The sequence below is a fragment of the Amphibacillus jilinensis Y1 genome (genome assembly GCF_000306965.1).
In the GTDB taxonomy this organism is placed as follows: domain Bacteria; phylum Bacillota; class Bacilli; order Bacillales; family Amphibacillaceae; genus Amphibacillus_C; species Amphibacillus_C jilinensis.
The window spans coordinates 433,208-446,798 of the sequence record NZ_JH976435.1 but is presented as its reverse complement, the minus strand read 5'-3'; the positions used below and the strand labels follow the sequence as shown (position 1 = coordinate 446,798).

Below are 13,591 nucleotides of genomic sequence, written 5' to 3'. Positions count from 1 at the left end.
GACTTCATTCTATCGAATCCGACCGGTTCTTCGCAAGTGTAAGATACTCTTGATATCTACGATGAATAGTTGCCTTTGATATGATGTAACCTAATCCTTTCAAAGTGGTAGCTATTTCTTGAAATGTCAAACCACTTTGCTTGAGGTGAACAACCTCTTCAATCGGTACGTCTTTTCGATCTCGTCCAGAACTTAAATGCTGATTACTTAAATTACGGGTTGGATCGTAACCTTTGGCTATTGCTTTTTTCATACCACGTTTAATCTTTATGTTATGGATTTTACGTTGGTACTCCTCAACGATACTGACAATTTGCAACACCATCTCATCCGACTCTGATAAGTGCATTTGTCCTTGATCAGAATATGAATAAATCGTTACACCTTGTTTGGCTAATTGATGGTATAACGCGACCTTAGTATGGCCCCTTCCTAACCTTGTTTCATCTTGTACCATTACACAATCAATTTTCTCATCACTACATCGATCTAGAATAGTCATGATACCATCACGATCAATTTCATAACCACTAGCCGTTTCCTCAATGATATCGATTATTTTAATATCATGTTTTTTGGCTAGCTTAATTAATTCTTCTTTTTGACGCCCAAGAGAAGTAACTTGTGTCGTTTTATTGGTACTGACTCGACAATAAATGATAGCTTGCATTATCCGTTCTCCCTTTCACTAATACTAACGCCAGAACGTTCATTTGGGTTTAGATTACTTTTATTAACGTTATAAGTCAAGTTTTATCGAACTAACGTTTGTCTATAACATATGTTCGTGTTATAATATTCTCATAATAAAACAATGAAGATCAGTAATAGCTTTCCTTTATTACGATGGCGATCTAAAAAACTTTTCATCTAATATGATCTCATTGCCATATGTTTCTTTATGTATCCTTGTGAATGACTTACACAGTTGTTAATGATTCACACTATTAGTAAGAAGCTTATAATAGGCATCCCAAAATTACACTTTAATCAAGGTATTTACTGGTCTTTCCAAGATACGTTAAAAATGATCGGAGGTTTATTAAACATTATGCACGCATTATCAAAGCGTCAAGAAGCTATTTTAAACTACATAAAAGATCAAGTCACCTTAAAAGGTTATCCGCCGTCCGTTAGAGAAATTGGGGAGGCTGTTGGACTCGCTTCGAGTTCCACAGTACATGGTCACTTGGCTCGTTTAGAAAAGAAAGGGTATATTCGCCGTGACCCTACTAAACCACGGGCTATTGAAGTCATTCATGTTGATGAAGAATTAAACATTCCCAAAGAAGATGTCACTTATGCTCCTGTTATCGGTAAAGTTACAGCAGGTCTTCCTATAACTGCAGTGGAGAATATCGAAGAATTTATACCTTTGCCTTCCTCAATCACTCACTCAGATGATAATATTTTTGTGCTTATCATTGAAGGCGATAGTATGATTGAAGCCGGTATTTTAAATGGAGATATGGTCATTGTTAAACAACAACAAACCGCAAACAATGGAGATATTGTCGTAGCAATGACCGAAGACAATGAGGCAACCGTTAAGCGCTTTTTCAAAGAGAAGGACCGTATCCGCCTGCAACCTGAAAATGCCACCCTTGAGCCATTAATCTATGATAGCGTAACGATATTAGGTAAAGTTATCGGCTTGTACCGTCATATGCAATAATTATACGAGCTATTTGCACTGAAATGATCATGCAAATAGCTCGTTTTCTCTAATGACTAATGAAGATCTAACACAGCATGAAAGTAACAAATCAAATAAATAATAACTATTATTTCCCGGGTAAACGCAACACTCGCCATACTCATACATTATACTACAACTAAAAAACCATCAAAGCCGTCTTTTTTTAGCGAATCAAGTCGTTTCTCAGCATTTTGCTTTTGGTAGAACGCCCCTGCTATAACCCGATAGTAGCGCTGTCCCTGCTGGGCATACGGCAAAATATAAGCTTCATACCCAGAGCGTTGTAATGTGCTTACTCTTGAACGTGCATTCTGATCTTCCCTAAATGACCCCACAACGACACGATATAATGGGTCATCGGCAAGGTCGTTATCTTGACGCTTTAATTGAAATGCTTTTTCAATTCCAACCGCATGAGCAATAGCTGCGTTTTCCACCCAATTATCCCCACGCATTGCCCGTGCATCGCTTTGATGGTCTATAAAACCATTCTCTGTTAACACTGCTGACATTCGTGTTTCTCTTAACACATGAAAGTTTGCCTCCTTTTGACCGCGGTCTTGCCAATTTTTTGTATTAACAATGGTTTGATGAATCGTAGATCTAACTTGTTGAGTGCGTGATTTCTTGGTAAATTGACCATTCCAAATATAGCTTTCAAATCCGCTTCCACCGCCAGCATTAACATGAATAGATAAATATAAGTCTGCCCCCCACTGATTCGCCGTTTGTGTTCTACTATTTAGAGAAACAGTCTGGTCACTTGTTCGCGACATTCTGACGGATACGTTTTGGTAATTTTTCAAAAGATAATCTCTTAACGCTAGGCCAATCGCTAATGTCAAGGTTTTTTCTGATAATCCATTTGCAACTGCACCTGGGTCACTGCCACCATGACCTGGATCTATAAATATTTTAACCATTTTATCCTCTCCTTTCTATATTATTCATACGTCTAAGTCTAAACTTGGCTTGGACGCTCAAAAGCTCTCTATGACAAAATATTCTGAAACATGTTATAATGTTAACGCTTAATGATAGGCATGGAGGACTGAGATAATGAGAACCGGTAAATGTATTTTGTTTATGATTTTGTTCAGCTTGCTTACAGCATGTGGACAAACCCAAACAATTGATGACAGGAAAGAAGATATTCATTACCCAGAGGTTGAAAATAATCCAATTGTAACCATCACTATGGAGAATGAAGCTCAATTCATTATCGAGCTTTATCCTGAAATAGCCCCTAACACCGTTGCCAATTTTATTTCTCTTATTGAGAGCGGTTTTTATGACGGATTAATATTTCATCGTGTTATACCAGGATTTATGATTCAAGGAGGCGATCCTGAAGGTAATGGTTTAGGTGGACCTGACTATTCGATACCAGGTGAATTTACTGACAATAACTTTGAAAATAGTCTAAGCCATGAGCGAGGTATTGTGTCAATGGCTCGATCACAATCCCCAAACTCTGCTGGCTCTCAATTTTTCATTGTTCAAGAAACCTCTACTTATCTAGATGGTCAATATGCCGCCTTTGGAAAAGTAACCGACGGCATGGACGTGATTGACAAAATAGCAAATACGGATCGAGATAGCAGTGATAAGCCATATGTGGATCAAGTGATCGATCATGTCATCGTTGAAACCTATGGCGTCGACTACCCATCTCCAGTAAAACAATAAAGATGCTTAATTATATTATCGTTTTATTTCATTATTATAGGCCTAATCCATGGCTTGTAAAAAGGGGGATCGTTTTGGAACACCAAAAAACGTCAGGCTATTAGCCTGACGTTTTTCTTAATTGAAGCACTCGATATAAATGAGTGATGAGTACTTTTGCGATTGCATAAAAAGGAACTGCCAATATCATACCCAAAATGCCCGCAAATCGTCCTGCAACCAGTACAAGAAACAACACGGTCACCGGGTGCATTGACATTTTCTTTCCCATAACTTGTGGTTGAATAAACAAGCTCTCAATTTGTTGAATCACAACAATAATAATAATGACTGTTAAAGCCATTAATGGTGATTGCAGTAATCCAACAATCGTGGCAGGAACTGCACCAATCCAAGGCCCAATATATGGAATAACATTTGTTACCATCGTAATTAAGGCCAATATGAGGGCAAAGTCCAAGCCAACAATTGAAAAACTAACATAGCACAATATTCCTATTGATAAACAAACAAGCATAACGCCTTGTATGTAATGACTAAGTGTCTGATCCAAATCTTTAAACGTACGCTTTAATTCCTCATGTCGTTCCTCTGGAACAAGCCGTTCAAAGCTTTCAGGAAACTTCTCCCCTTCCTTTAACATATAAAACAAAACAAAAGGAATAATAAATAAAGTAATCATTATATTGAACAAGACACCAAGGAAATTAATCGTACCAGATACAAAATCACCAATCGTAGTAGAAATTGATCGACCGACTTCCTCAACTTGCTCTTCCACCTCAAATAAATCAACCAAATTAAGACGTTCAAGCCATTCATTCTCTTGTAACTCAAATAAAAGCAATTGAATATCGTCAACGATTGCTGGCATGCTATTAATCAATAATAATACTTGTTTTTGAATTTCTGGCACAATAAAAGACACTAATCCAATAAGTATTGCGATAAAGCAAATGTACAAAATGATAATAGCCATAGTCTTGGATACATAATTGTTCAGCCACTTCACCAATGGTTTAAATATATAAAATAATAGGCTCGCAATTAAAATAGGAATAAATAAGGTTCGACCAAATACTAGAACAGGATAAAAGATCCAATTCACTAATGATGCTAAGTAGATCATAATAAACAATACGATAATCACCGACGCTATTTTCATAAACTTTTTATACAATTTTAGTACCCCCGTTCATATCTCACCTTAATTATAACAAATGAATTAAATATTATATGATAATAAAACGAACTTTCAATCGCGTTTTCGTTCCCCACTGATTGATCATTGCATGAATCAAGACATTGGCATCCATTATCTCCCTCTTAATACAGATGATCTCTGCTTTCCTGATAGTCAACATCTGTTTCTTGTTCCAAAGGTTATTCAAAACGATCCTATTTGAAGATTAATAGGTTCAAATCATCTTCTCGTTTATACTAATATTCTATCTGCATTTATATACTTAACAGTTTACAAAGTGAGTAAAAGGAACTAGTTCTAAAGTCATTGACAGCTGTAAACATCTATGAATATACTAAATGAATACAAATAGAAGGCATAAGGAGGATTGGTTTACGATGAGAATAAGTGTGACCAATAAAATGACCATGATCGTATCGATTGTTGTTTTTTTAAGCATAAGTATACTTGCAATATTCAATTATCGTTCCAGCTATCAAGAAGTGTTACAAGCTGCCGGTGTTGAATTAACAGGTTGTGCTAATATTACAACTGGGATAATTGACCCGGAAGCTCTACAACATTTAGTGAATGGCGAGGAAAGCTATCTCAATCAAATTGAAAATGAAATTGAATGGACAATCGGAAAAAAAGATATTTTTGAAACGCATTATATTTTATCACTAGACGGACATGTATTAGCTGCTGATAGTAACCTTCGTTCACAAGGCTTGCAAGCCGGTGATCATTTTATGATTGAGGAAGAGGCCATTGAACATGTGAAAGCGGGACATAGTTATTATACTGATGTTTACGAGTTCGGTGGAGTCACACGTGTAACGGGTTATGCTCCTATATTTCGTGATCATAATCCACAAAATGAAGTCATTGCTATTAATACTATTGACTTCGAAAGGTCGATTGTACAAGAGCGCACTTGGGAAATGACAAAACCCACATTAATAATAGCGGCTATTCTACCCTTTTTGGCAGCTCTTATAACGATTATCATCATTCGAAAAATGACTAAACCTATTCAATTAATTAGTTCGCATGTAAATAAAGTAGCAAAAGGATCCCTAAATATTCAACCGCTCTCCATTTCTAGTAGGGACGATTTAGGCGCTTTAGCTGATGATGTCAACAAAATGGTCGAATCATTGCAACAAGTCATCACTGGAGTAGCTGAAAATGCCCAACTGATCGCAGCAACTTCAGAACAATTATTTGCAAGTGCAGAAGATACCAGTTTTGCAACTGACCAAATACATCTTGCAATGAGTGATATGGCTGCAGGTGTCGAACAACAATCACAATCAACCCAAAACGCAAATCGTAATATTACAAACATAGCTGAACATATTCATGCAGTCTCAATACAAATTGAACAAGCTACACAAGACTCAAATGATACAGATCAAGTATCTAAAAATGGCACACAGGTCGTTAACCAAACGATCCAACAAATGAATAACATTAAAGATAATACAAATCAAATGAGTGAAATTGCAGAGCGACTAAACAATAAGGCACAGGAAATTGACAAAATCATTACACTCATTACATCAATCTCAGAACAGACGAATTTACTGGCACTGAATGCCTCTATTGAAGCGGCTCGCGCTGGAGAACATGGTAAAGGATTTTCAGTTGTTGCAGAGGAAGTTCGAAAGCTAGCAGAGGAAACCGGCCAAGCAACTGAACAAGTTTCAATCTTAATTGAAGAAATACAAAGCGAAGCTATTCAATCTGTAGATCATACGAGCCATGCACAGTTAATCGTCGAACAGGGCATTGACTCCATTTATAAAACGAATGATGCATTCACTAAGATTTCATCAACAGCTTCTAAGACAGCACAACAACTCAAACAATTAACAATCGACATAAATAGAAGCAAAAAACAAATGGAAGATCTAGTAAAAGAAGTTGATGCGATGACTGAAATTGCAGAGCAATCAACAGGTAATACTGAGAAAATAGCAAAATCTGGAGAAGAACAGAAAAATATGATGGAAGACATTTTTCAAGCATCCAAAGCATTGGCTACCATTTCTGACAAATTACAATATAGTATCGATCAATTCAATTACTAATTCCCCATACCTTAAGAATAAACATAAAGAGGCTAACTTTTAAAAGTTAGCCTCTTTATTTCAACATTTAAATATAGGTTTCGATCTCCGCATCACTTCGTAACACTTCAACTAATGCTAAAATCACTTCTGACTCTTCTTGCCTTTGTATTTCTTCCTCTATCTCAGGCCTTACTTCCTCAAATGGAGGTAGCTCTTCCATACCCTCTGTTTCTTCATACTGTGCCGAAAGATCATCATAGAATGTTTGCAATTCCTCTTCTGTGGCCTCAACTTCACCCACTTCATCAGCGATAAGTTGTTCCAGCTTAATTTGCATCTCAATTTGAGCGATAAACTCTGATTCAGATGTTCCTTGCTCTTCTAAAACAGAAAATAGCTCATCTCGTGACTCTAGTTGATTTGCTTCTGCAATTTCATTGATCATTTCATCTACTTCTTGCTCTGTTGCCTCAAACCCTCTAGCATCAGCCTCTTGAACCAATAGTTCTTGATCTATCATATTGTCGGCAATCTCAGATTTAAGTTGATCCTGATCAACAGGTTGACCTGTCATTTGTGCTTGCATCGCAGCTTGCTGAAACTGACTAATATAAGTCATTTCAAATTCAGCGCCTGTAATTTCATTTCCATTAACCTCAGCAACCACATCAGGAATGCCTTCCAAATCCGGCTCCGGCATTTGCAACTCCTCATTAGGATCATCTGTTACTTGATCCTGTTCCGTTGTATCATCCTCATCGTTACCACAGGCAACTAAAAAACCAACAATAAGAATGAGGAATGACCCCAGTATCCATTTTTTCATTATTAAAACTCCTCTCAAAACCAATTGATTCTCAGTGTAACATAACTGATTTTCAGTTTAAAGCCAGAGAAATGAGTTATAAAAAATATGACAATTGTATAACATGACAACATCACTATTTACAGTCTGTTTCGCTTTCAATTAATAGAATCACTACTATTTTAGTAAAAAATGTGTAATCAATTGTGGCCTTACAAATTCCTTGCCTATTAACAATCAATACTGATAAACTAAAAATAGGATAGGGCGAATTTCAAAGGAGGAACTAGATTGAGAAGTGCTAACAAATGCAATAAAGAAGCGATGCGTGTCCTTAAAGAAACCAGTCGAACATTTTACATCCCCATCACTTTATTAAAGCCAACTTTAAAGAAAGCTGTGGCTTCTGCTTATTTATCCATGCGCGCAGTCGATGAAATTGAAGACCATGAACAATTACCCCATCAAGTTAAGGCAGGACTTTTAGAAGAAACAAGTCAATTACTACTTAAACCATTCGATGTAAAAACATACCAAAATCTGATTGCACCTTATTTAGAAGTGCTTCCAGAAGTGACAAAACGCTTAGGTGACTGGCTTAGCATTTGTCCAGATGGGATTGTCGATAAAGTAAAAGCATCTACTTCCACTATGGCGATTGGAATGGCAAAATGGGTAAGAAAAGATTGGAAAATACATACAAAAGAAGATTTGGACGACTACACTTATTATGTAGCTGGTCTTGTTGGTGTCATGTTATCAGATATTTGGAGTTGGTATGATGACACGGAAACGGATCAAGAACTTGCGATAGGGTTTGGACGTGGATTGCAGTCAGTGAATATATTGCGTAACCAAGATGAAGATCAGGAGCGTGGTGTCACCTTTATGCCAGATGGATGGGCTCGAGACGATATGTTTGCTTATGCAACAGAAAACCTTAGCTTAGCCGAAGCATATATGAAGGATATTGACAATCGAAACATTGCTACGTTTTGTAAAATCCCTTATAAATTAGCAGAAAAAACGTTGACTGTTATGAAGCATGGTAGTGAAAAGATGACCCGTGCTGAAGTTGCTGCAGTAGTAGAAGATATTGTTAACGACTAACCACGGCGTTAACCTTTCCTTAACTTAGAAAAACCTGTTTATCACAGATAAAAGCCCGAAAAGCACCAACCTCAAACTAGAGAGTAAAGGAAATGGTGATAATAAGCGCTGATGTCCTGATTCACTCAACTAACCTCAGTGGGGTTCGTTTTATGACGTTCCTTCTTTAAGTGTCAAAAATGCTAGAGGCACCTATTTCAAATAGATGCCTCTAGCATTTTATGTTCCACAATAGGTTCGATATGCTTGACCAGTTATCGGTGGGAGCTCGACATAAATCTTTTGCTCATCTGTATAAGCATATGGGTTTAATAAAACATTTAATAGCTTATTAAACGGTAGAAAATCTTGTTCTTCTACAGCTGCATTTAAAGCCTGTTCAACTCGGAAATTACGTGGAATCACTGATGGGTTATGTTTTTTCATATGTTGCTTTATTTGTTCTAAGCTTTGCGTTTGATATTGTACTCTTTCTTGCCACCTATGATACCATTGCTTGAAATCATCTAAAACAAACCACTGTTGACTGTTAAAATCAGATAATGTTAAAGCTCGGAACGTATCTGTATAATCTGCCTTAAACGTAGTCATCAATGTGAGAAGGTCTTTAATAAGTTTATCGTCCCCTGCCTGTTGTGTAAACAGACCGAGCTTAGCCCTCATCCCCTTGCTCCAAGCATCTTGATAATCCTCTGAAAATTTGTGTAAAATAGCCTCTAGATCTTTAATTGCATCATCACTCTCTATTTCTATAAGCGGAAGCAAAGCTTCAGCCAGCCGAGCTAAATTCCATACCGCGACCCGTTTCTGTTGGTTGTATGCATAACGTCCATGTTGATCGATGGAACTGAATACAATTGCAGGATCATAAACATCGATAAACGCACAAGGACCATAATCAATCGTTTCCCCACTAACTGTCATATTATCTGTATTCATTACACCGTGAACAAATCCTAATAAATCCCATTTAACAATTAAATGCGCTTGACGAGTAACAATTTGTTTAAACATCTCTAAATAAATATTCGTTTGTTGCTTTATTTCAGGAAAATGACGATCAATTGTATAATCAGCTAAAATCCGTAAATCATCTGTAGTTCCATATTGTCTTACATATTGAAAGGTTCCAACTCGAATATGACTTACTGCTACACGCGTTAAGATTGCACCTGGTAGTGGCTTCTCACGCATTACCGTTTCACCTGTCATGACAACAGCTAAACTTCTGTTGGTCGGGACACCTAACGCATGCATTGCTTCACTAATAAGATATTCACGTAACATTGGTCCTAAAGTTGCCCTACCATCTCCACCTCTAGAATAGGGCGTTTTACCAGCACCTTTCAATTGAATATCACACCGTCCACCTTTAGCTGTTTGTTGCTCACCTAACAAAATAGCACGACCATCACCAAGCATTGTAAAATGACCAAATTGGTGTCCGGCATAGGCTTGCGCTATTGATTGACATCCATCTGGAATATGGTTTCCAGCCAGTAATTCTAGCCCTTGATCACTACCTAAACTTAGATCATCAAGTTCTAATTCTTTCGCTAATGATTGGTTAAAAACGACCCATTGTGGCGATTCAACCGGCGTTGGCTTAACTTTTTGATACATTTTATCAGGCAGATTAAGATACGAATGATCGAAACTTATACTTAAACCCATGTACTGTCCCATAATACACCCTTTCTATATCATGTTGTCTTTATATCATTATAAAACATAATTTTAGTTTTAACTAATTAGCTGTTTGTATGCTTTAAGGTAACATATTAATGATGACATAGAGAAAAAGTTTCAAAAAATATAGGTGTCTATCTTTGTTTTATTATAGTACCGTTAAATGATTTGTTATTTGATAATTAAAATTTTTATCGTTACATGTGACATTAAAAAATATTAGCTAGGACTCCTCCATAAATGAAAGCAGCCCCATTTCTATTTAAAAAGAATTGAGGCTGCTTGTTCAAATGCGGTGATTTTGTATCTAGCTATGCATATTAACTTAATTTTTTTCTTAACTGCAAGTCAGATTATGACTTGAAGATGATGGTCTTTTTAAGCTGAGGGCTTAACGCCATTAACCTTTAAATTCAGCTACCAAACCTTGAGTTGTTTGCTTAGCATCCCCGAATAACATCCTCGTATTGTCATTAAAAAACAATGGGTTATCAATCCCAGCAAAACCAGGATTTAATGAACGTTTCATAACAATAACGGTATTTGCTTTATCTACATCGATCACAGGCATACCATAAATGGGTGATTCTTCATCTGTCCTTGCTGCAGGATTAACGACATCATTAGCACCAATAACGATAACTACATCTACCGATTCGATGGTTGGATTTACATCATCCATCTCTTTAAGTTGTTCGTAGGGTACATTGGCTTCTGCTAGTAGCACGTTCATATGCCCTGGCATCCGTCCAGCTACTGGATGAATGGCAAAGTTAACCTCAGAACCATTTTCTTCAAGTTGGGTCGCCAACTCTTGAATAGCGTGCTGCGCTTGAGCAACTGCCATTCCATATCCTGGTACGATTAACACACTACTAGCAGCTTCGAGCATAATATAGGCATCTTCAACTGATACAGGATTGGCTTCTCCTTGAAAACCGCCACTGCCTTTCCCTTTACCGGAGCCAAAACCACTAAAGAGAACATTGGTTAATTTACGATTCATCGATTTACACATAATGTTTGTTAAAATAATACCACTAGAACCGACCAATGCTCCAGCGACAATCAAAACATTGTTGGTAATGACAAACCCTGCTGCACATGCAGCCATTCCACTAAAGGAGTTCAGCAATGAAATCACAACCGGCATATCTCCACCACCAATCGGAATAACAAAAGAAATTCCTAAAAAACAGGATAAGACAATGGTTATAATAACTAACCAATAAGAATCTATGCTCACAAATTCACGAAGTGGTCCGAACAAAACAGTCGTCCCAAGTAAGAAAGTCAATAATAATACATTAACAAGTTGTTGCCCCCGATATTGAATCGCTTTACTCGGTAGTTTTTCTGATAGTTTCCCCCAGGCGATAATAGAACCGGTAAATGTGGCACCACCAATAAAGATTGTAACAATAATAATGAGCAATGAGGGTACACTAACCGCCATGAAATCACCAACGGTTACATAACGATGATATTCTGACCACCCGACAAGCAAACTTGCAGCACCACCGAATCCATTGAACAAAGCCACCATTTCCGGCATCGCTGTCATCGCTACCAAACGAGCTGCTAAAGCGCCTACAATAGCACCAGCAATCATACCAATGGCAATCCATTGCCACTGAAGGACATCATGGCTAACAAGAGCTGCTACAATGGCAACTAACATACCCATAGCAGAAATAAAGTTACCCTTTCGTGCTTTTTGGGCATTTCCTAACAACTTTAAACCAAAGATAAATAAAATCGCTGCTAAAATGTATAGTAAGTTAATGATAGTGTCATTAATCATGTTGGTCCTCCTTCTTCTTGGCAGCTGTAAACATAGATAACATACGATCAGTTACCATATAACCTCCAACAACGTTAATCGTAGCAAAGAATACAGATAAAGTTCCTAACACAATTCTAACCACTTCTCCCTCTACCACAAAAGTACCTGTGAGGCTTAGTATAGCACCAACGACCGTAATCCCAGATATAGCGTTAGAACCAGACATGAGTGGTGTATGTAATTGTGACGGCACTTTTGATATTAATTCAAAACCTAAAAAAGAAGCTAGAATCAACACAAATACAAGTATAATTTCCATCATTTACCTCCATAAATAGCTTTAAGTCTTTCATTAACTACATAACCATCTTTGACGACAAGACATCCGTTCATAATCTCATCTGATTGATCTAAAGCTAGTGTATGGGTCTCTTTATTATAAAAATGCATAAATAGATTGATTAAATTATTGGCATACATAGTTGACGCATCGAAAGCCACCTGACCCGGAAGGTTATCAATGCCAATGACATCGACCCCCTCAATGGTGACGATTTCATCCACCACGGCACCCTCTACATTACCTCCAGAACCCGCTGCCAAATCGATAATCACCGATCCATTCCGCATTTGTTTCAGGATTTCTTTTGTCACAATGACAGGCGCTTTGCTAGCAAATAGTTTAGCTGTAGTAACAACCAAATCAGCGTTAGCACAACTTTTTGCCATTGCTTGTTGCTGTATTTTTAGCTGTTCATCAGTTAAAGCATTGGCATAGCCATCCTTGTTTTGCCCAGTCTCTCCTAAATCGACTTTAACAAACTTGGCACCAAGCGATGTCACCTGCTCTTCTACAACTGGTCTAGTGTCAAACGCTTCCACTTTTGCGCCTAAGCGCTTCGCCGTTGCAATTGCCTGTAAACCAGCAACCCCTGCACCTATAACAAAGACTTTTGCCGGAGGAATAGTACCAGCAGGTGTCATCATCATTGGAAAAATGCGATCCAATCTTTGCGCACCTAAAATAACAGCCACATATCCTGCTAAAGACGCTTGTGAACTAATGGCATCCATTTTTTGTGCCAACGTTGTTCTTGGTACCATTTCCATACTAATGGCATTGACCCCTTGCTTCATAAAGCCACGTACGACTTCAGTTTGATTGTACGGATCTAAAAAACTAATACTGATAGACCCTTTCTTCATTTTACTCACATCTTTTAGTGACGGTGCATTCACCCACAAAAACACATCACCAGTGGCCAACAATGTGTCTCTTGAGTCCACCACGCGCACACCGGACGTTTGATAGGCTTGATCAGAAATCATAGTTGTTAAGTTCGTTTCAACTGCAACTTCAACGCCCTCTAGCTGAAGTAATTTCTTGATCGAATCAGGTACTAAAGCGACCCGTGATTCATCATTTTCCTTAAGTACAACTATTTTCATATACACGATTCCTTTCACTATATTAGATTGTTATTATGCTAAATTCATATAAAATTATATCATTGAAATTTGGCTTTTCCAATAGTGAATGGTATATATTTTA

The 13,591-nt window shown here is 37.5% G+C and carries 12 protein-coding genes; 4 read left to right on the top strand and 8 right to left on the bottom strand.

From position 1 onward, the window contains the following. Nucleotides 1-4: 4 nt before the first annotated feature. The gene (locus tag B494_RS19165; protein WP_017472068.1) at nt 5-670 is read right to left on the bottom strand and encodes a YneB family resolvase-like protein; all 666 of its coding nucleotides are present in this window, start codon (nt 668-670) and stop codon (nt 5-7) included. Between the two features lie 381 nt (nt 671-1,051). On the opposite strand from B494_RS19165, the gene lexA reads away from it, so the two are divergent. Then, nucleotides 1,052-1,675 (top strand): transcriptional repressor LexA, encoded by a 624-nt coding sequence (lexA, locus tag B494_RS0109010; protein WP_026065209.1) that lies wholly within the window; start codon nt 1,052-1,054, stop codon nt 1,673-1,675. Between the two features lie 149 nt (nt 1,676-1,824). On the opposite strand, the gene B494_RS0109005 is transcribed toward lexA, so the two are convergent. Next, nucleotides 1,825-2,622, bottom strand: coding sequence for an N-acetylmuramoyl-L-alanine amidase (locus B494_RS0109005; protein WP_017472066.1), 798 nt, complete (start codon nt 2,620-2,622; stop codon nt 1,825-1,827). 136 nt (nt 2,623-2,758) lie between these two features. Here B494_RS0109005 and B494_RS0109000 point away from each other — a divergent pair, with 136 nt between their 5' ends. Next, nucleotides 2,759-3,388, top strand: a complete 630-nt coding sequence (locus B494_RS0109000) for a peptidylprolyl isomerase (RefSeq protein ID WP_017472065.1) — start codon at nt 2,759-2,761, stop codon at nt 3,386-3,388. Nucleotides 3,389-3,488: 100 nt separating this feature from the next. Here the strand turns inward: B494_RS0109000 and B494_RS0108995 are convergent, their stop codons facing one another. Further along, complete coding sequence (locus B494_RS0108995; protein ID WP_017472064.1) at nt 3,489-4,568, bottom strand: AI-2E family transporter; 1,080 nt, start codon at nt 4,566-4,568, stop codon at nt 3,489-3,491. Between the two features lie 401 nt (nt 4,569-4,969). On the opposite strand from B494_RS0108995, the gene B494_RS0108985 reads away from it, so the two are divergent. Continuing rightward, nucleotides 4,970-6,667 (top strand): methyl-accepting chemotaxis protein, encoded by a 1,698-nt coding sequence (locus tag B494_RS0108985; RefSeq protein WP_017472063.1) that lies wholly within the window; start codon nt 4,970-4,972, stop codon nt 6,665-6,667. A gap of 67 nt (nt 6,668-6,734) precedes the next feature. Here B494_RS0108985 and B494_RS0108980 read toward each other — a convergent pair whose 3' ends face one another. After that, nucleotides 6,735-7,475, bottom strand: a complete 741-nt coding sequence (locus B494_RS0108980) for a SurA N-terminal domain-containing protein (protein ID WP_017472062.1) — start codon at nt 7,473-7,475, stop codon at nt 6,735-6,737. A 270-nt stretch (nt 7,476-7,745) separates the two neighbouring features. On the opposite strand from B494_RS0108980, the gene B494_RS0108975 reads away from it, so the two are divergent. Next, nucleotides 7,746-8,564: a squalene/phytoene synthase family protein gene (locus B494_RS0108975; protein WP_017472061.1), complete on the top strand. Its 819-nt coding sequence runs from the start codon at nt 7,746-7,748 to the stop codon at nt 8,562-8,564. Between the two features lie 219 nt (nt 8,565-8,783). Here B494_RS0108975 and B494_RS0108970 read toward each other — a convergent pair whose 3' ends face one another. The 4 genes from B494_RS0108970 to B494_RS0108955 all read right to left on the bottom strand — a co-directional run bounded on the left by B494_RS0108970 (nt 8,784) and on the right by B494_RS0108955 (nt 13,488). Beyond that, a complete protein-coding gene (locus B494_RS0108970) occupies nt 8,784-10,250 on the bottom strand; it encodes a protein adenylyltransferase SelO (protein WP_026065207.1) in 1,467 nt (488 codons plus the stop codon). A gap of 403 nt (nt 10,251-10,653) precedes the next feature. Next, nucleotides 10,654-12,057, bottom strand: coding sequence for an NAD(P)(+) transhydrogenase (Re/Si-specific) subunit beta (locus tag B494_RS0108965; protein ID WP_017472059.1), 1,404 nt, complete (start codon nt 12,055-12,057; stop codon nt 10,654-10,656). Continuing rightward, nucleotides 12,050-12,358, bottom strand: coding sequence for an NAD(P) transhydrogenase subunit alpha part 2 (locus B494_RS0108960; protein WP_017472058.1), 309 nt, complete (start codon nt 12,356-12,358; stop codon nt 12,050-12,052). The genes B494_RS0108965 and B494_RS0108960 overlap by 8 nt, the downstream gene beginning before the upstream one ends. Then, nucleotides 12,358-13,488, bottom strand: a complete 1,131-nt coding sequence (locus tag B494_RS0108955; RefSeq protein WP_017472057.1) for an NAD(P) transhydrogenase subunit alpha — start codon at nt 13,486-13,488, stop codon at nt 12,358-12,360. The genes B494_RS0108960 and B494_RS0108955 overlap by 1 nt, the downstream gene beginning before the upstream one ends. Nucleotides 13,489-13,591: the final 103 nt, after the last annotated feature.

Coding starts and splice junctions, on each gene's coding strand:
- B494_RS19165 (WP_017472068.1), bottom strand. CDS start 670: ATGCAAGCTATCATTTATTGTCGAGTCAGTACCAATAAAACGACACAA.
- lexA (WP_026065209.1), top strand. CDS start 1,052: ATGCACGCATTATCAAAGCGTCAAGAAGCTATTTTAAACTACATAAAA.
- B494_RS0109005 (WP_017472066.1), bottom strand. CDS start 2,622: ATGGTTAAAATATTTATAGATCCAGGTCATGGTGGCAGTGACCCAGGT.
- B494_RS0109000 (WP_017472065.1), top strand. CDS start 2,759: ATGAGAACCGGTAAATGTATTTTGTTTATGATTTTGTTCAGCTTGCTT.
- B494_RS0108985 (WP_017472063.1), top strand. CDS start 4,970: ATGAGAATAAGTGTGACCAATAAAATGACCATGATCGTATCGATTGTT.
- B494_RS0108980 (WP_017472062.1), bottom strand. CDS start 7,475: ATGAAAAAATGGATACTGGGGTCATTCCTCATTCTTATTGTTGGTTTT.
- B494_RS0108970 (WP_026065207.1), bottom strand. CDS start 10,250: ATGGGACAGTACATGGGTTTAAGTATAAGTTTCGATCATTCGTATCTT.
- B494_RS0108965 (WP_017472059.1), bottom strand. CDS start 12,057: ATGATTAATGACACTATCATTAACTTACTATACATTTTAGCAGCGATT.
- B494_RS0108960 (WP_017472058.1), bottom strand. CDS start 12,358: ATGGAAATTATACTTGTATTTGTGTTGATTCTAGCTTCTTTTTTAGGT.
- B494_RS0108955 (WP_017472057.1), bottom strand. CDS start 13,488: ATGAAAATAGTTGTACTTAAGGAAAATGATGAATCACGGGTCGCTTTA.